The sequence below is a fragment of the Lysinibacillus sp. GW823-FHT06C08 genome (assembly GCF_058795135.1).
Map to the genome: position 1 here is coordinate 53,963 of NZ_JBXAHN010000006.1, position 17,652 is coordinate 71,614.

19 protein-coding genes are annotated in these 17,652 nt (G+C 35.1%); 4 read left to right on the plus strand and 15 right to left on the minus strand.

The annotated features are described in order from the left end of the window. Nucleotides 1–79: 79 nt before the first annotated feature. Both AC1Q6O_RS14725 and AC1Q6O_RS14730 read right to left on the minus strand, forming a co-directional pair. On the minus strand, nt 80–946 hold the full coding sequence (locus AC1Q6O_RS14725; RefSeq protein WP_492401605.1) for a MurR/RpiR family transcriptional regulator: 867 nt from the start codon (nt 944–946) through the stop codon (nt 80–82). A gap of 308 nt (nt 947–1,254) precedes the next feature. Continuing rightward, complete coding sequence (locus tag AC1Q6O_RS14730) at nt 1,255–2,484, minus strand: MFS transporter (RefSeq protein WP_492401606.1); 1,230 nt, start codon at nt 2,482–2,484, stop codon at nt 1,255–1,257. Between the two features lie 204 nt (nt 2,485–2,688). Here AC1Q6O_RS14730 and thrC point away from each other — a divergent pair, with 204 nt between their 5' ends. From thrC to AC1Q6O_RS14745, 3 genes are all read left to right on the plus strand, one after another. After that, nucleotides 2,689–3,741 (plus strand): threonine synthase, encoded by a 1,053-nt coding sequence (gene thrC / locus AC1Q6O_RS14735; protein ID WP_492401608.1) that lies wholly within the window; start codon nt 2,689–2,691, stop codon nt 3,739–3,741. Continuing rightward, the gene (gene thrB, locus AC1Q6O_RS14740; RefSeq protein ID WP_107922310.1) at nt 3,738–4,652 is read left to right on the plus strand and encodes a homoserine kinase; all 915 of its coding nucleotides are present in this window, start codon (nt 3,738–3,740) and stop codon (nt 4,650–4,652) included. The genes thrC and thrB overlap by 4 nt, the downstream gene beginning before the upstream one ends. 121 nt (nt 4,653–4,773) lie before the next feature. Next, a complete protein-coding gene (locus AC1Q6O_RS14745) occupies nt 4,774–5,460 on the plus strand; it encodes an MtnX-like HAD-IB family phosphatase (protein ID WP_492401611.1) in 687 nt (228 codons plus the stop codon). A 53-nt stretch (nt 5,461–5,513) separates the two neighbouring features. On the opposite strand, the gene zupT is transcribed toward AC1Q6O_RS14745, so the two are convergent. The 8 genes from zupT to AC1Q6O_RS14785 all read right to left on the minus strand — a co-directional run bounded on the left by zupT (nt 5,514) and on the right by AC1Q6O_RS14785 (nt 12,612). Further along, on the minus strand, nt 5,514–6,323 hold the full coding sequence (gene zupT, locus AC1Q6O_RS14750; RefSeq protein WP_090002044.1) for a zinc transporter ZupT: 810 nt from the start codon (nt 6,321–6,323) through the stop codon (nt 5,514–5,516). 164 nt (nt 6,324–6,487) lie between these two features. Continuing rightward, nucleotides 6,488–7,096, minus strand: a complete 609-nt coding sequence (locus tag AC1Q6O_RS14755; RefSeq protein WP_089985781.1) for a phosphatase PAP2 family protein — start codon at nt 7,094–7,096, stop codon at nt 6,488–6,490. 83 nt (nt 7,097–7,179) lie between these two features. Next, nucleotides 7,180–7,329, minus strand: a complete 150-nt coding sequence (locus AC1Q6O_RS14760) for a hypothetical protein (RefSeq protein WP_008175161.1) — start codon at nt 7,327–7,329, stop codon at nt 7,180–7,182. A gap of 5 nt (nt 7,330–7,334) precedes the next feature. Further along, nucleotides 7,335–8,234 (minus strand): hypothetical protein, encoded by a 900-nt coding sequence (locus AC1Q6O_RS14765; RefSeq protein ID WP_008175163.1) that lies wholly within the window; start codon nt 8,232–8,234, stop codon nt 7,335–7,337. Nucleotides 8,235–8,647: 413 nt separating this feature from the next. Further along, complete coding sequence (locus tag AC1Q6O_RS14770) at nt 8,648–9,259, minus strand: response regulator transcription factor (protein WP_258955260.1); 612 nt, start codon at nt 9,257–9,259, stop codon at nt 8,648–8,650. Further along, nucleotides 9,243–11,531 (minus strand): sensor histidine kinase, encoded by a 2,289-nt coding sequence (locus tag AC1Q6O_RS14775; RefSeq protein ID WP_239355144.1) that lies wholly within the window; start codon nt 11,529–11,531, stop codon nt 9,243–9,245. The genes AC1Q6O_RS14770 and AC1Q6O_RS14775 overlap by 17 nt, the downstream gene beginning before the upstream one ends. A gap of 5 nt (nt 11,532–11,536) precedes the next feature. Then, nucleotides 11,537–11,695: a competence pheromone ComX gene (comX, locus tag AC1Q6O_RS14780; protein ID WP_008175167.1), complete on the minus strand. Its 159-nt coding sequence runs from the start codon at nt 11,693–11,695 to the stop codon at nt 11,537–11,539. A gap of 14 nt (nt 11,696–11,709) precedes the next feature. Then, the gene (locus tag AC1Q6O_RS14785; RefSeq protein ID WP_089985782.1) at nt 11,710–12,612 is read right to left on the minus strand and encodes a polyprenyl synthetase family protein; all 903 of its coding nucleotides are present in this window, start codon (nt 12,610–12,612) and stop codon (nt 11,710–11,712) included. A gap of 338 nt (nt 12,613–12,950) precedes the next feature. Between AC1Q6O_RS14785 and AC1Q6O_RS14790 the strand changes: the two genes are divergently transcribed. Beyond that, nucleotides 12,951–13,490, plus strand: a complete 540-nt coding sequence (locus tag AC1Q6O_RS14790) for a hypothetical protein (protein WP_090002048.1) — start codon at nt 12,951–12,953, stop codon at nt 13,488–13,490. A 104-nt stretch (nt 13,491–13,594) separates the two neighbouring features. Here the strand turns inward: AC1Q6O_RS14790 and AC1Q6O_RS14795 are convergent, their stop codons facing one another. The 5 genes from AC1Q6O_RS14795 to AC1Q6O_RS14815 all read right to left on the minus strand — a co-directional run bounded on the left by AC1Q6O_RS14795 (nt 13,595) and on the right by AC1Q6O_RS14815 (nt 17,650). Next, nucleotides 13,595–13,909 (minus strand): antibiotic biosynthesis monooxygenase family protein, encoded by a 315-nt coding sequence (locus AC1Q6O_RS14795; RefSeq protein WP_008175171.1) that lies wholly within the window; start codon nt 13,907–13,909, stop codon nt 13,595–13,597. A gap of 1 nt (nt 13,910) precedes the next feature. Further along, complete coding sequence (locus AC1Q6O_RS14800) at nt 13,911–14,930, minus strand: siderophore ABC transporter substrate-binding protein (protein ID WP_008175172.1); 1,020 nt, start codon at nt 14,928–14,930, stop codon at nt 13,911–13,913. A 65-nt stretch (nt 14,931–14,995) separates the two neighbouring features. Then, entirely contained in the window at nt 14,996–15,757 is a 762-nt protein-coding gene (locus AC1Q6O_RS14805) for an iron ABC transporter ATP-binding protein (RefSeq protein ID WP_008175175.1), read from the minus strand. Further along, on the minus strand, nt 15,754–16,707 hold the full coding sequence (locus AC1Q6O_RS14810) for an iron chelate uptake ABC transporter family permease subunit (RefSeq protein WP_008175176.1): 954 nt from the start codon (nt 16,705–16,707) through the stop codon (nt 15,754–15,756). The genes AC1Q6O_RS14805 and AC1Q6O_RS14810 overlap by 4 nt, the downstream gene beginning before the upstream one ends. Beyond that, nucleotides 16,700–17,650 (minus strand): ABC transporter permease, encoded by a 951-nt coding sequence (locus AC1Q6O_RS14815; RefSeq protein ID WP_008175177.1) that lies wholly within the window; start codon nt 17,648–17,650, stop codon nt 16,700–16,702. The genes AC1Q6O_RS14810 and AC1Q6O_RS14815 overlap by 8 nt, the downstream gene beginning before the upstream one ends. Nucleotides 17,651–17,652 lie beyond the last annotated feature (2 nt).

The window sequence follows — 17,652 nt, forward strand, 5'->3', positions numbered from 1 at the left end:
AATATTTGGACATCTTTTTATATAGTTAGACTATAAAAAATGCATAGAAAAGCAATATAACACTTTTCCATGCATAACATTAAAATACCTGTTTCTCTCTAGCAGCATCCAGGAATAATATATTACTATCTACTTGCTCATAGGATTTTTGATATTTTTCATACTGCCGCTTATCTTGGCTAATCATTTCCTCCAATAAAGCATGTAAGAAAGAAAATAAAACGGGCACTATATCTAGCGAGGAATACTTGTTTGTTCCAAGCGCAAACAAAATATTAGCATATTCACGAACGGGTGAAAATGCAGTTCCAGTAATAGCAATAATTTTTACTTTCTTCATCCTTGCAATTTCAACAATCGTTTGAATATCCTTTAACTGTTTATCAAATGATAAAACAATTAATGTTGTACGCTCTCCCATGCTATTAATTTGATTCATTATTTCATCGGAATCTATACGAAGCTGCTTAATATTAGAACGTAGTGTTTTTAATGTGTTGGATAACCAATTTGCTACAGATGCTGCCTGACGAGTACCTAGAATATAGATATTATCTGCTTCATGCATCCATTTTGAACCTTTTTGAATCTGTTGATCGCTAATTATTTGAATTGTTTCCTGAATGTTTTGGCTATCTTGCTGCATTACCTTGCCAAAACGAGAATTAGTTTGCTTTTTACCCGTATAGGTAGATTGTAGATTTGTTCCTACATCTTGGGACATGACATAGCCTCTTATTTCTTCTTGCAGTTCCACATATCCCGATAAATCCATGGCATAGCAAAAGCGAATAACCGTTGATTCACTTACATTAGCCAGTCTGCCTACTTCTGCTGCTCCATTAGCAATCACTGTATTGGGATTATCCATTACAAATTGTGCTACTTTACGCTGCCCCTTTGACAGTCTTACAAACCTTTTCTTTATATCCTCATGAATGCACATTCCTAACAACCTTTCTTTCAATGACCTTATCACGAATGGGAGATTGTTTCCTACTTACTCAAAATTCGATTAAAAATACAGTATCATGATTGCAATTTGAATACAATGACTTTTCTGAAAAATCTTCAGCGCATTAACCTGCTAATATGTCGACTTTTTGTACTTTTCTATGTTGATTTGTTATTTTACCAAATTTATTGGTACCGATGAATAAAATTCAATAATTCCTAATTTTTATGTAATACACTAGCGAATAAAGACAAAAATGTCCTGGATTGATTACTCTTATCCAGGACATTGTTTAGTTATTATTCTAATTCTAGCTGCTTGGTTTCCTTCCCAAGGAAAATGACACCAATAACACCTATAAGAATGGCTCCACAGAAAATGGCAAAAATGAAGCCTATATCATAACCAGCTGTTAATAAAGAACCAACTAGTAGCGGTCCGAAAATACCACCAATTCGTCCAGCAGCTGCTGCCATCCCTGCACCAGTACCACGAATAATGGAAGGGTATTGCTCAGGTGTATAAGCATATAGGGCCCCCCATGCTCCTAAGTTAAAGAAAGATAAAAACATGCCTGACAATAACAGTACTACAAGTGTTTCAGCATTCCCAAAAATGAAAGCACTCACTGCAGTACCAATTAGATAGGAAACAAGCACAAATTTCCGTCCAAACTTTTCAATAAACCAGGCTGCAGTAAAATAACCTGGCAATTGAGCTAATGTCATAATGAGAACATACTTAAAGCTCGTAATCATATCAAAGCCCTTACCAACCATGACACTTGGAAGCCATAAGAACATACCGTAATACGAAAATACAACTGTAAACCAAAGCACCCAAAGCATCAATGTGGAACGTGCATATTTTTTTGACCATACTTCTTTTATATTTTGAAGGATACTACGTGATTTGGCCTCTTGCTTCACCGTAAACTGTGGTGAATCTGGGAGATGCCATCTAAGATAAATAGCATAAAATGCAGGGAGTGCTGTTAAGATGAGCGCTACTCGCCATCCCCACGTTGGAATAACGAAATAGGATATCAATGCGGCAATTAGCCATCCAGCTGCCCAAAAGCTTTCCAGTAAAACAACTACGCGTCCTCTTTCTTTTGCTGCTACGCTTTCAGATACTAACGTTGATGCTACAGGTAGTTCACCGCCCAGACCCATTCCTACTAAAAAACGTAGCATTAAAAATGCCGTTAATGTAGTCGTAAAAGCGGATAGACCACTTGCAAGGGAAAATAGGACAAGTGTCCACATAAAAATTTGTTTTCTCCCTATTTTATCGGCAAAAACACCGAATACAAGGGCTCCAACAGCCATTCCAATTGAGTTAATACTACCAATCCAGCCAGCTTGACTTGGTGTCAGTCCCCAATCTGCTGCCAATGCTGCAATGACAAACGATAATATTCCAACATCCATTGCATCGAAAAGCCATCCAATCCCTGCAACGCCCAATAGTCTATTTCTAGAAATAGTTTGCTGAGATTTATTTGTTCCTACAGTATTTGTCGCCATTTCAACCACCTGTCTTTACACTTGACTTTACATTACAAGATTACTATACAGTTGTTTCAAGAAAGTGACAAGCAAAATTCTAATTACCGAATTGTTTCGACAATTTATGAAATGCTATTGAAATAATAGTGTGATTTGCGTTAAAATGTCTTTTATACAAATACAACTGTTCTTTCTATAAGAACAAAAGGAGATCGTATCTTTATGTGGAAAGGCCTTATTGAAGAATATAAACAATTTTTACCTGTAACAGAAAATACACCCGCATTAACTTTAAACGAAGGCAATACGCCTCTTATACATTTAGTGAATTTATCTAAGCAATTAGGCATTGAGCTTTACGGTAAAATTGAGGGTGCAAACCCAACTGGCTCATTTAAAGACCGTGGTATGGTGTTTGCAGTAGCTAAAGCTATTGAAGATGGTAGTAAGTGTGTGATTTGTGCCTCTACAGGAAATACATCCGCTGCTGCAGCTGCTTATGCTACAAGAGCTGGTATTCAATCCATCGTTGTAATTCCTAAAGGAAAAGTTGCCCTTGGTAAGCTTGCACAAGCAACTATGTATGGTGCAAAAATCATTGAGATTGATGGTAATTTTGATGATGCTTTAAGTATTGTTCGCCAAGTAAGTGAAACAACTCCTGTCGCACTTGTAAACTCCGTTAATCCATACCGCATTGAAGGTCAAAAAACTGCATCATTTGAAATTGTAGATGCCTTAGGCTCAGCTCCTGATTATCTATGCATCCCGGTTGGTAATGCAGGGAATATTACTGCTTACTGGAAAGGCTTTAAAGAATATCATGCTTCTAAAGATTCTGGTCTACCAAAGATGTATGGCTTTGAAGCAGAAGGTGCAGCAGCAATCGTTAAAGGAGAGCCTATTACAAATCCGGAGACAGTTGCCACTGCTATTCGAATTGGTAACCCAGCTAGCTGGAAATTGGCAGAAGCAGCTCGAGATGAATCTGGAGGTATTATTGATTCCGTAACAGATCAAGAAATTATTGCTGCTTATCAATTAATCGCCAATACAGAAGGTATTTTCGTTGAACCCGGCTCTGCCGCATCATTAGCAGGTGTTATTAAATCAGTGGAGAACGGAAAAATTCCAAAGGGTTCAAAAGTAGTTACAATCTTCACAGGTAATGGACTAAAAGATCCCGATACAGCTATGGATGTATCCACAGTCGAAGTAATATCCCTTAAAAATGACGAGAATGAAATTCGAGAATATATCGAGGGAGTACTATGAGTAAAGCATGGCAAATCTCAGTTCCAGGAAGTACAGCCAATCTAGGGCCTGGCTTTGATTCCATAGGACTCGGCTTGTCTCTATACTTACAATTAACAGTTACTTTACAAGATACATGGGATATTATCCATCTTGATGATAACGGTCCTAAAAAGTTTGAGCTTGACGAACATTTACTATACGTCATTGCAAAAAAAGTTGCTGATCAATATGGTCAACAATTACCTGCATGCCGTGTCGAGATGGCTAGCGAGCTACCATTAGCACGTGGGCTTGGAAGCAGTGCTGCTGTGATAGTTGCAGGTATTGAACTAGCCAATCAAGTATGTGGGCTTAACTTAACAATACAAGATAAACTTAACTTATCATCCCAAATTGAGGGACACCCAGATAACGCAACCGCTTCTGTTTTAGGAGGCTTAACCATTTCTTCTATGGATGAAAAAGGTAATGTTGATACTTTTCATATCAATGAAATTGATGCTTCCTTTGTGGTATATGTACCAAATGTCGAATTAAAAACGAGCGAGTCTCGATCTGTATTGCCAGACCAATTTGACAGAGCCTATGCAGTTCATGCTTCGGCAAATGCTAATATGTTAGCAGCTTCACTAATGGCACGTGATTTCCAGCGTGCTGGGCGTTATATGGAAAACGATCTATTCCATGAACCGTTTCGTGCAAAGCTAATACCCGAGTATACAGAAATTCGTACAGCAGCAAAGATGAATGGTGCGTATGGTACAGCTTTAAGTGGAGCTGGCCCTACATTGATTTCTATCATTCCTTCTACCATTGCATATGACTTTGTTCAAACTATGAAAAATCAATTTCCTGAACATCAAGTGATTTTAACAAAAGCTGATGAACAAGGTATACAAGTACGTGAATATATAAAACGTCTACTATAATAGTAGGCGTTTTTTCTTGAAAGCAAGTGTGGATAAAACTAATATTATAGAAGTATAGGATTTACCTTGAAACACCTATTATTTACAACTAGGATGTGCGCTTTTCTAAGGAGGAACTATCTTGAAGCCAATTATATTCTGTGATTTCGATGGCACAATAACAGAAACTGATAATATCTTTTCTCTGATGACGGAATTTGTTCCACAAGAATCTGAGAAAATTGCAAAAGCTATTATGGAGCAAACCATTTCGTTTAAAGATGGGCTCTCTGCCATGTTTCATTTACTTTCTACTCAACAGAAAGATGAAGTCATTCAATATCTTATGGATACAGCTATCATTCGTGATGGCTTTGGAGATTTTGTTCGATATGCTCAAGATCATGGCATACCATTTTACATTGTAAGTGGAGGGGTCGATTTTTTTATTGAGCCTTTAGTAGAAAAATACGGTCCTTTCTCAGGTATTTACTGCAATACAGCTGACTTTTCTGGTGAGCAAATTAAACTGATTTATTCAAATAGCTGTGATGAGGAATGCGCAAAATATAGCATACAAGGGTGTGGTTGCTGCAAACCTAGCGTTATGCGGAAAGTGGCAAAAGAAGATCATTTTAAAATCGTTATCGGTGATTCTCTTTCAGATTTTGAAGCTGCTAAACAAGCTGATATTGTTCTGGCTAGAGATCATCTCATTCAACGCTGTGAAGAGCTTCAAGTTCCATATAAACCATTTATCACATTCCACGACTGTTTAAAAATTGTACAAGAACTTATAGAAACCAAACATACTATTCCAGCAACTTAATGCACGACTATAAAAAAAAGGGAACCACATGAATGGCTCCCTTTTTTATAGACTTATACTAATAACACGAGGCTGATGGCCATGACAGCCATTCCAGCTACCAAACCATACATAGATAAATGAGTTTCATCATACCTCTGCGCTGCTGGTAATAATTCATCCAATGAAATAAAGACCATTATGCCTGCCACTCCAGCAAAAATGATGCCAAACATAACGTCTGTTAAAAATGGCATAAGGAGCAAAAATGCTACTATTGCACCGACGGGCTCTGCTAACCCCGATAAAAATGATAATTTAAAAGCCTTTCGACGATTACCCGTGGCAAAGAAAATCGGGACAGATACTGCTATCCCCTCTGGAATATTGTGAATCGCTACTGCTATGGCAATGGCAATTCCTACATTTGGGTCATTAATAGCTGACATAAATGTAGCTATCCCCTCTGGAAAGTTATGAATTCCAATAGCTAGAGCTGTAAAAATACCCATCTTCATCAAATGATCTTCATTGACCTGTGGCTTTATTGCATTCACATCTTCTACTAGCTTTACTTCATGAGGATTTGTTGATTTTGGAATGAATTTATCGATTAAAGCAATGAATAACATGCCACCGAAGAATCCGGCGATTGTCATCCAATAACCATTTGTAGTACCTAATGCATTCGTTAAAGCATCTTTAGCCTTAACAAAAATCTCAACAAGTGAGACATAAATCATAACGCCTGCAGAAAAACCCAATGCTAGCGATAAAAATTTTGTATTTGTTCGTGATGTAAAAAACGCTATTAAACTACCTACCCCAGTTGCGAGCCCTGCAAATAGAGTCAGTCCAAATGCTAGTAAAACGTTTCCGTCCATACCCTTCTTCCTTTTCCCTTTTTTTTATTGTACTCATCTTAACGCAGAAGTTTCCTAAGAGCAATTCTTTTTTACAAGGTAAATATCGCCCTTGTCCTTCCTTTATCCTTTTGCACAGAAAAAAGCAGTATCAAATCCTATGAATTTGATACTGCTCTCACAACCTATTTATGATTCGATTGGAATGTTTTTTTGCGACGTTCATACCAGATGACACAAATGATAAACCAAGTATAGCCCATACTCCAGCCTGCAAGTACATCCGTAGCAAAGTGTCTAGCACCAGCTATACGAGCTAATCCTATAAGCACCATTAGGATTGTAGCCCCAACCCACAATAGGATTTTACGACTTTTACTGTTATTTTCAGCTAATATATAAGCAGTTGCAAATAAATACAGAATACCCGTCATAGCATGTCCAGATGGAAAACTATACGATGTTAATTGATCTTCAATTTCAGGTCGTGCTCGTTGGATCCACTTTTTTAATACTTGATTTAACACATTCCCTGCTGCAAATGTTAAAACAACAAATAGCATGCCTCGATAATTTTTTGTCTTCCACGCTAAATACACAATCAAAAGTACCGCTACAATGACAACAAATATCGGTTCTCCTATATAATGAAAGACTTCAATAAATTGATTGCCAAAAAAGACATCTGCCATTTTCACATCAAATTTATTCATCCAATCACTTTGAAAAGTAAATTTTAAAAAAATAAAAATAATTAGTGTGATAATTGCCAAAGGATAGGCCCATTTTTTCATACGTTCACCTCAAAAACATACTGCTATGATCTTCATATCATAACATAATTATGTCCGAACTAGAGGGAGAGAAGCATTAATTTTTATAAATACAGTTTACATTCTTCAGTGACAATCATGGCCTGTTCATTAGGCTTGTTAAAATAATTAGAGACGACCAATGCAACAATGAATAAAATGGCCACGATAGGTAGAATTTTTCTAAATATCATCAACACACCTCTGTTCCACATCTATATTATTTGATGAGTACTGGATCAAACAGCCAATCCTTTGGACCAAAGTTTCGATCTTTTTCTCCTCTTACTTCACGAGAGATTCCATGTTTTATAATCACTTCTCTAAACCTTTTACTAAATAAAGTTTTTTTATAAAGATATCTTCCATCATGACTCCATTCAGCTGAGTAAAAGACATCGCCTTTTAAAGCAGCTAAATCTTCCTGATGATAAATATCTGGCCCCTTAATAACACCATTTAAACCACAGCTACATGGAGGTTGTTCAGTTGCAAAGTATAATTTCACTCTATCCTGACTACTAGACGGTAGAATTTGTGTAGGAATAATTTGATAAGCTGGCTGTTTTCCTTGCTCAGGTCCCTGATGGATTACCTCTAAAAATTCAAAGCCTTCTAGTTTTTCATTTTTCAATAATGCTACCAGTTCCTCTGAAGCTACCCAATATCCACTTACATGAACTAAATGACGTCCTTTCATGTGTGAAGTATCAATAACTATAGGAGATAATTGCTCTTTATCCATAAGTCCGCAATTTTTACAATGAGTACTTAAAGAAAATAAGGTCCCTTTGTCCTCTAGAAACATCTCGGGTGAATTTCCTGTTGAATTTAAAGTAAACAATGGTGCCCATTCATATTCCAAATCAGAAAACTCAAAGTAGAAACGCTCTCCTATTGAGACAATGCCAAATTCACGTTCTAATGACTCGTATACGGCAGCTACTTTCTCATATGTTACATCTTCATTTAATGTAAAAATAGGATTAAATTTTGTTTTTAAATTTCTCTTTCTAATTTCAGGCGCACCAATAGCAATACCATGACGATTATAAACGTTAATCACTTGATCTTGACTAGATTCATCTATAGAAAACAAATTTTCGAGTTCTACTTTCACAATACACGCCTACCTTTATAAAGTTTTATGGTGAAGTATATTGACTGCTAGTTACCATTCTATTATCTACCTTTTACATAGATAGTCAGGTTCCTTTATTTTGAAGAAAATCATTTGTATTATTACTCACTATAGCAAATCTACTTAACCACGGTAATTTAAGCGTACCAGTACTTATACCGATATTTCAACTTCGGGTTTACGCCAATTTTTTGGCGTGATTCATACGAAAATATGGCGTGATTTGGCGGACATAAAAATACACCGCCACTTTTTTGGCGGTGTTTGAAAATTTTATAGTAAATCAAGCATAATAATAAGGTGCTTTTTTCCATAAAATTATATGAGAAGAATTTTTGTCATAAAGTACCTTTTGATAGAAAAATACACCAACAGTATAGCATGGAATTTCTTTAGAGTAAATTCATTCTTTCAGCAAGATTGACAGCCTCTGTTCTTGAATCTACATTTAGCAAAGAAAAGAGCTGTGTTAAATATCTCTCAGTAGTTCGCTGAGGAATATTCAACTCAATAGCAATGGCTTTATTTGTATGACCTTCTGCAATCAGTCTTAAAATTTTCTTTTCTTTTTCATTTAAATGAATATCTTTAGCACTTTGCAATTTAAATTTATCATCCAGAAAATCTAAGAAATTTTTCGGTAGAACAAATTCACCATTTGCAATCGCTCTGACTGTCCGTATGATTTGCTCCTTAGAGGCCGTTTTCGCTAAAATGCCTTCTATTTTTCTCTCTAAAATAAGGGGATAATAATCCGTTATATCGTCTCCTGTATAAAGGATAACGGAAGCATCCGACTGAATAGATTTAATATGACGGGCTAAATTAATACCATTTTCCAATGGCATGTTAATATCAATCAGGTAAATAGCATATGGTTTATTTTTTATTCTTTGTATAACACATGTGGCATCACTTTCAGTATCAATTATAATATCTTCATTTTCGTGAAATAAATTTTTAGTTCCCTCTAAAACTATAGGGTGATCATCCACTATGAGCATGGTAATCATGTGTTTCACTCCCTTCTTTAACTGCTATTCTAATTGACATCCCTTGATTTAGTTGTGAGTCAATATAAAAATGACCATTAAAGGCTTTTACACGTTCTTGCATACCTCGGATGCCCATTGACTCTGCTACGATAATATCCTCTACATGACACCCAACACCATCGTCACTATAAATGATTTCAAAACCATCATTCATTTCCTTTAGATGGATTTCAACAGCTGTTGCATAAGAATGTTTTAAGGCGTTATTCAGTACTTCTTGGAATAATCGGTAAATCATTAAATTCATACGCTCATCTTCTAAATACAGACGATCTATTGAATAAATTAGAACAAAATTAGCTCTTTCTTGAACCTTTCGAATTAACTTTTCTAACGCAGCATTTAAACCTAATGTATCCAGTAATGGAGGTTTTAAATTCTCACAATATGATCGTAATTCATGTAGAGAGTCAACCATTTGCTTATGAATTTTTGCAAGCTTCTCCTGAATGTCTGTTGTATCCTTTGCATTAACAAGGACATCCACCTCTCTTGCAATATGAAGTTGTTCCTGCAAATTGGTGTCGTGTAGCTCTTGGGCTAACTGGTACTTTTCTTCTTCGAATCTCAACCATAACAGCTTATTAAGCCACGGCAATTGGCCGTCATCAGCTTGCTTCATATGCTTCAATTCCTCTAATAGTTCTTCCACCATCTTTGTATTTTCAATAAAATTATTTACATACAATAGGAGCAATTCGAGCCATAGTAGCTCCTCATCTTTTAAATGAATTGTATTGTTATGCCCCAGCACTAATGCTCGTTTATAATGTACATCCTGATGGAGAAATGCTAAATAAATTTTATCAATCTTACGTATTTCTCCTAATCTTATATCATCCATTGTGTCAGGATGTATCAAAATTCTTTCCCCACTATTTGTAAGGAATTCATTCGTATCATAGTTATATGTTAAAACAAAAACATCCTCTAGCTCCAAATGAACAGAAACCTCATATGCGAATTTCTCTAAAAGCTCATCCATTTTAATAGTTTTCCCTATTTTATCGACAGCCGTGTACAGCTGATGAATGTAATCACCTTTTGTTGAAAATAATATTTTCCGCTTGCGATAGTCAACTTTTTCTTTTACATAAAAGAGTATTACTAACGAAGAAAATGTAAAGAAGGACACGCCTGACATGACAGTGATTCTTAAATGTTGACCGGCAATGAAATACAAGCCAACTGTGAACCATAAGGTAAATAGTAAAGAAAAAATAACATAGTAGCGCAATCTAGTAATATGATACTCGATATCAAATAATCGTTCTGCTAATTGTGTAAATATAAAGCTAAAAGGTATCAGTAATAAAAATAAGGAGCTAATCTCAGATGAAAGGATATACGTATGAAAAAGGATTTTTGGAAGTACATATAAAAATAGAAATGGTAAGAACGGAATCATTATACTACTTAATAAAATTTTCAACTGAGGTGAGCTATATTTGAAATAGCTTATTAATAAAATACCTAAGATAATAATAAGCAAAATAAGGAACATAAATAATACAATATTCGAAAGTATATCATTAGAAGCAGGGAAAACAGTTCCAATACAAGCCAATATAAAACCAATCAAAGGCATTAAATAAAAGAACCGGATATTATTCGTAAACATCCATTTTGTTTTCATAAATGCAAAATAATTTCTTAAAAAATGTAATAAAATCACTAAACATAATAACATAGTAGTACGATTTACAATAATCCCTATCCCATCTAACCTACCCGAAACTCCACTACTTACATAAGCTAGCGAGACAGCTAATATAAAAAGAATTAGTAAATCTGTTAACCTAGTATTTCTTTGCTTGAAATATAAATAAAAAGCAACAAATAACGTTAATAAATAATAGCAAGCTGGAACTATTAATACATAAAAAAACTGCTGAGGAATATCTAAATGTTTAATATGTATATTTATTATTTTCCCATCTGGCTTCATAATTGTAAGGTCATTCGCAGATAGTATTTTTGATTTATATTTCAATTGATTTAGTTCGGCAATCGGGCCATCATCTACGTTTAAAACAGCATCGCCAATGGATATATTCTGCCCCTTAGCCCAATCTTTATAATATAGTTGAGATACTAGCCATTTACCATCTTTTTCTTCTACCCCAATTTCAATATATGGCGCGCTATAATTCACAAAATTTAAGTATAAACCTAACACTAAATAAAGAACTATAGCGGGCCAAAAAAACTTGCTACGCAAAGTTTTTAGTTCCAAATTTCACTTTCTATATTCATTTCATCAATAAATGCTTCTAAAATTGCCATTTGTTCTATAGATGAAATTCCAATTAATGAGGCTCTTTGTTCTTTTAATAATGCAACTAGGCTTGGGTTTTTTTCTAAGTACTGAATTACATTAATCATCCAATCGCTCCTCATCACTTTATTAATTTTTGTAGGTAGTCTTTAGCTAAATCATTTAATTCTATATTTTCAAGATCATTTATCGCCTTCAATTTATAGACATTTTTCACAGTAATTGCATAGCGTATTGCTCCGCCATTTGTCAACTCATTTTCTGCTTCTTTATGATCCAAAATTGTAACTATATCATCATTATAATAGTCAGCTACAGATTTTGAAACATCATTTTTCAGTGATAAAAGATAAATAATCGGCAAGGAGAATCTTTTATTTAGTAGGTCATTTTTAGGTCCCCATGTTTTCAAACTTTGGATATCATTTTTAATTTGTTGGATAATGCCTATGTACTTTCCATAAGCCTCTACTTCTTTGGATACTTCACCTTTGGCAAGAACCTCTCCTATTAAGCAACTCATCGCTGTTAAGGAACCAGATTTAAGTGTAATCATGTGTATATAAGAATCTTCATCCCGGCAGTTATTTAATAAGTCCAATTGCTGACCACTAATACTTTTTAATGCGCATTCTTCAAGTATTGTTATAGCCGCTCTTTTATGTTCAAAGGAAGTTTCGTCAATTGTTTTTGAAGCCATAATCAACATAGCTAGAGCAACGTTTAAAGAAAGTTCTGGCGTCCTGCTCCAACTATTATCTGAATCCTTATCTTGAAGATCATCAATAATATCAAAAGACAGTATTAAAAGTTCAACCGCTGCAGCAATTTTGTAAATGTCGTCATTTACACTATCTGAAAACGACTCATAGTGCCAATAGCATAATTTACCAAAAGAAAAACCTACTTCTATTTTTTCTTCTTTAAAGCTTTTAAACAGCAATTTTAGCTCATGATCAAGAAATGTTTCATTTTCAATAAGAATGTCTAATGATTTATTAATACACTCATCCAACCCGTTCAATAGTCCTCTCTCCCTCCCGATATATTAATAAATATTATATATATTTGTGGGAATTAATACTAGCAGTGTCAATATTTAATGCATATAATCCCATAGTTTCTTATATAAAGAAGTATCCCGCCAAAAATTGGCGTTAATTATACAAACCACGCCATTATTTTGTTAAATAATAGTTATAATATGGCGGTAGAGAACTATGTACCGCCATAAAATTGGCGTAAACTCACCATTGAAATGGCGTTATGACAGATGTTACGCTTATATTAATATAAATTGATTTTCGCATTATCCTGATAGATTGATGAACATGAATTTTTTTGTACTGGGAGTGTTTTAAAATGAAAAATGGATTTAACGAAACTGTTTTCATACTTACGGCTACTTTTTCATGTAATATCTCTGTCTCAGCTGAAGAAATTACACTTAAAAAGCCTACAGAGGAGCAACTACGAATTGAACAGATTATTATTCAATCTGAGTTAAAAGCTTATCAAGAAACCTTAAAGGTCTATAAAAAGCTTTCAACCTTTTCAAACTTTATTAGTGATGTTCCTGGATTTGAAGATACATTTCAGCAAAAAAGAGATTGCTATATTCAGCAATATGGCATTATTAAAATTTCGAATGACAACCTATCTAGTATGCCATCCGTCAATCCATTAACCTTTGGATTAAATATAGCGTCATCTACCGCTTACATGACAGCAAACTACACAATTATTAATGCTAGAGGACTGGCAGCGGTGACAGAATCATCTATAACTCATAAGCTAGATGAAAATACTAGCATCTCAGGGCTTTCCATTAATGAAAGCACTATTTCCTTTAATATGGATGCTACATTTTGTAGGTCAATAAAAACACCGATTACCCATTAGTTTGAATAAGCTGATAGCAATGGCATCCCTTTTCGTTCCATTGTTATCTGCTTTTTTATGTACAACAAAAAGGTGCCTCAATCGCTTGAGACACCTCTAGGCTATTAACCTTTTACATAATATACTTCTTGTCCGCTTTCAATAATATGATCAGGCTTTGGCTTACCTGCGCTTGCCTTATGACCAGCAATATGCTCAGGGCTCTTCTCCCAATTCTTCCATGCTTCTTCTGATTCCCAACGAACCATCACTAGCACTTCCTCATCACCACGGCGAACTTTCTTAACAAGTACCTGTTTATCAATGAAACCAGGTTGTTGTTCAAGTAATGATGGTCCGTTTGGATTAGCACCAAAACGTTCCACCACTTTATCCGAATTCCCTTCCGTCACAACGATACGTTTAATTTGTACAAACATATTAGTTAAACGCCTTTAATACATCTTCAACTTTTAACGTTTCAGATTGTAAACCACCACCTGAAAGGTACCAAACTTCTGGATCTAGGTAGAATACTTTACCGTTTTTCACAGCGTTTGTTGCACTTACGATTTCGTTTTCAATTGCAGCTTTTGTACCTGATTCACCGTTTTCATTTACAACAGCGTCACGGTCAACTACAAATAGAATATCAGGGTTTGTTTCACGAACATATTCAAAACTTACATTATCACCATGTGTGCCAACTTTAACTTTCTCATCAGCAGCTTTCACACCAAATACATCATGAATAACACCGAAACGTGAACCAGAACCATATGCTGATAATGCGCCTTCACTACCTAATACGATTAAAGCTTTCTCTTCTGATGCAGTTGCTTTGCCTTTTACTTCTTCAACTTTTGCTTCATATGCAGAGATTGCATCTGCTGCTTCTTTTTCTTTACCAAAGATTTTACCAGCTAATTCTGTATTAGCTTTGAATGATTCTAGGAAGTTTTTGTTATCTACACCAATGTAAACTGTCGGTGCAATTTTAGATAACTCAGCATATGCTGCTGACGCACGACCAGAGATGAAAATAATATCTGGGTTGATTTCAGATAATTTTTCATAATCAGGCTCGAATAAAGTACCAGCGTTTACATAAGTGCTATCTTTATACTTGCTTAAGTAAGATGGTAATGAATCTTGTACTACTGCAGTAGGATTAACACCTAGTGCATCTAGAGTATCTAGGAAACCATTATCAAAAACAACAACTTTTTCTGGGATCTTATCAAGCTTTACTTCTTCAAACGTAGTATTACCATCGCGACCTTCAATTGTGCTACCTGGAATAGTTAGTGGATATGCTGAAGACGCCTCGTTTTGTTCTTCTGCCGGTTTGTCAGTTGACGTACCTTTATCTTCTTCTTTTGCTTCGTCTTTTGAACCGCAAGCAGCTAAAACTAATAGCATCATCGCCATTAATACTGTTAGTAATTTCCATTTTTTCATTTTAAAAATTCTCCTTTAAAATTTATTTTATAGTTAATGGATGGTTAAACCATCTGTTACTATTTCTAAGAATTAAAATAAACACAAATTCGGCAGCCATCCTGCTCTTGAACAGGGATATCCATATCATAGATTTCCTTCAGCGCGTCCGAGTTAATAATATCGTTGGTAGAACCGTTTTTCACAACACGGCCATCTTTTAATGCAACAATATTATCTGAGTATACTGATGCAAAATTAATGTCATGGAGTACAATTACAACTGTTTTCCCTAACTCATCCACTAGCTTACGTAAAATCTTCATAATCTGAACAGAATGTTTCATATCTAAATTATTTAATGGCTCGTCCAGTAAGATGTATTCTGTATCCTGAGCAATAACCATTGCAATAAAAGCCCGCTGACGTTGACCGCCTGATAATTCATCTAAGTAATTATGTTGAATATCTTCTAAATTCATATATTGAATAGCTTCATCCACTTTTTCTTCATCTTCGGGTTTTAAATTTCCTTTTGAATAAGGGAAACGACCAAAGGATACAAGCTCACGAATCGTTAAGCGGACATTCATAAAGTTAGACTGCTTTAATATGGATACACGCTTGGCGAAATCATCTGATTTCCAGCGTCTTACATCTGCTTTGTCGAGTAGTACTTCACCAGTATCTGCATTCAGCAAACGGCTCACCATTGAAAGTAGCGTGGACTTTCCTGCACCATTGGGTCCAATAAAAGACGTTATTTTCCCTGAAACAATGTCAACACTTACATCTTGAACGACAGGTTTTTTCCCGAAAAACTTCGTAATTTCTTTGACTTGTATCATCCTGCTGACCTACTTTCTCTTAATAATAAGTAGATGAAGTATACTCCACCCACAAAATTAATAATGACGCTTAGTGTAGTACTGAAAGTGAATACTCGTTCAACCATCCACTGCCCACCGATTAAAGCAATAATACTCATTACACAAGAACCAGCAATTAAGACGGAGTGCTTGTATGTTTTAAAATACTGATACGATAAATTCGCAACGATTAATCCAAAGAATGTAATTGGCCCAACTAGCGCTGTCGAAACAGAAATCAAGATAGAAGCTAAAATTAACATGCGTTGTACCAGCTTATCGTATGGTACACCTAAATTAATTGCTGTATCTCGGCCTAAAGACATGACATCTAATTGATTCATATGACGCCAACCATATATAAACGTTAGTAAAATGATTACACCAGCAAGCCAAACTAAATCTGAATTAACATTGTTAAAACTTGCAAACATTTTACTTTGTAAGCCTAAAAATTCATTAGGATCGATCAATACTTGGAAGAATGTTGTGATACTTCCTAAGAACGTACCGACAATCATACCAACAAGTAGTAAGAAATATATTGGTCGCTTTCCTTCTTTAAACAAAACTCGATAAAAAATTAAAGCGAAAACAATCATTGATACAATAGCAAGGGTAAAATTATAGTAAATATTGATAACTAAAATAGATGTAGAGCCAAAGAAAAAGTAGATGCATGTTTGAATCAACATATACAAAGCATCTAATCCCATAACACTTGGCGTTAAAATCCGATTATGGGTAATGGTTTGGAAAACCACTGTTGAATAGGCAATAGCTATACCCGTTAGCCCCATCGCTATAACTTTTATGACACGTCTCGGAAAAGCATAGTGATAATTCCCATTCAACTCCCAAAATAGATACAATAAGATAGCTATCACGGCAAGACCCAGCAAAATGAACATTCTTGTACGATTACGCATATGCTCTCCCCCTAAACAACATGACTAGGAAGATGGCACTTCCAATTACACCAACAGTCATACTAATTGGTATCTCATAAGGGAAAATCAGTACGCGTCCTAAAATATCGCAGAATAATAAGAATGACATACCAAGTAATGCTGTATGCGGCAATGTTTTTGCCAAATTGTCACCTTTAAACAGTGAAATAATATTCGGTATGATCAAGCCAAGGAATGGAATGACACCGACTGTTAGCACCACTGTTGTGGAGATAAGAGCCACCAATACTAAGCCTAAATTCACCACAAACTTATAGGATAGACCAAGATTTTTAGCAAAATCCTCACCCATACCGGCTACTGTAAAACGATTGGCATAAATATAAGCTAAAATAAGTACTGGTACACTTATGTATAACAGTTCATAACGGCCTTTCATGATTAATGAGAAATCTCCTTGTAACCATGCAGAAATGTTTTGGATAATATTTGCCTTATAAGCAAAGAACGTTGTTACGGAAGACAGGATATTACCATACATTAAGCCAATAAGCGGTATAAAAATCGCATCTTTAAACTTAATTCGATTTAATATTTGCATAAATAATAATGTGCCGGCTAAAGCAAATATGAAAGCGAAGGAAATTTTCTGGAAATACGTGACATTTGTGAAAAACATCATGGAAATCAATACACCCAGTCGAGTGGCATCTAAAGTACCTGCTGTCGTTGGTGATACGAACTTATTCCTACTTAAGCTTTGCATAATTAAACCAGCAATACTCATACCTGCACCTGCTAGCAAAATAGCAACAAGTCTAGGTACACGACTAATTAAAAATAGTCTAGTTTCTTCTGATTGGAAGTCTAATAGATCAAATGGTTTAATATCTACTACTCCGATAAATAGCGATACTATAGACAACACAACAGTTGCTGTTAAAAGATATCTTATTTTCATAG

Bases quoted from the DNA above. Each gene is read 5' to 3' on its own strand.
- AC1Q6O_RS14725 (WP_492401605.1), bottom strand. From the start codon at position 946: ATGTGCATTCATGAGGATATAAAGAAAAGGTTTGTAAGACTGTCAAAG.
- AC1Q6O_RS14730 (WP_492401606.1), bottom strand. From the start codon at position 2,484: ATGGCGACAAATACTGTAGGAACAAATAAATCTCAGCAAACTATTTCT.
- thrC (WP_492401608.1), top strand. From the start codon at position 2,689: ATGTGGAAAGGCCTTATTGAAGAATATAAACAATTTTTACCTGTAACA.
- thrB (WP_107922310.1), top strand. From the start codon at position 3,738: ATGAGTAAAGCATGGCAAATCTCAGTTCCAGGAAGTACAGCCAATCTA.
- zupT (WP_090002044.1), bottom strand. From the start codon at position 6,323: ATGGACGGAAACGTTTTACTAGCATTTGGACTGACTCTATTTGCAGGG.
- AC1Q6O_RS14755 (WP_089985781.1), bottom strand. From the start codon at position 7,096: ATGAAAAAATGGGCCTATCCTTTGGCAATTATCACACTAATTATTTTT.
- AC1Q6O_RS14760 (WP_008175161.1), bottom strand. From the start codon at position 7,329: ATGTGGAACAGAGGTGTGTTGATGATATTTAGAAAAATTCTACCTATC.
- AC1Q6O_RS14770 (WP_258955260.1), bottom strand. From the start codon at position 9,259: ATGCTCATAGTGGATGATCACCCTATAGTTTTAGAGGGAACTAAAAAT.
- comX (WP_008175167.1), bottom strand. From the start codon at position 11,695: ATGATTAATGTAATTCAGTACTTAGAAAAAAACCCAAGCCTAGTTGCA.
- AC1Q6O_RS14790 (WP_090002048.1), top strand. From the start codon at position 12,951: ATGAAAAATGGATTTAACGAAACTGTTTTCATACTTACGGCTACTTTT.
- AC1Q6O_RS14795 (WP_008175171.1), bottom strand. From the start codon at position 13,909: ATGTTTGTACAAATTAAACGTATCGTTGTGACGGAAGGGAATTCGGAT.
- AC1Q6O_RS14800 (WP_008175172.1), bottom strand. From the start codon at position 14,930: ATGAAAAAATGGAAATTACTAACAGTATTAATGGCGATGATGCTATTA.
- AC1Q6O_RS14805 (WP_008175175.1), bottom strand. From the start codon at position 15,757: ATGATACAAGTCAAAGAAATTACGAAGTTTTTCGGGAAAAAACCTGTC.
- AC1Q6O_RS14810 (WP_008175176.1), bottom strand. From the start codon at position 16,707: ATGCGTAATCGTACAAGAATGTTCATTTTGCTGGGTCTTGCCGTGATA.
- AC1Q6O_RS14815 (WP_008175177.1), bottom strand. From the start codon at position 17,650: ATGAAAATAAGATATCTTTTAACAGCAACTGTTGTGTTGTCTATAGTA.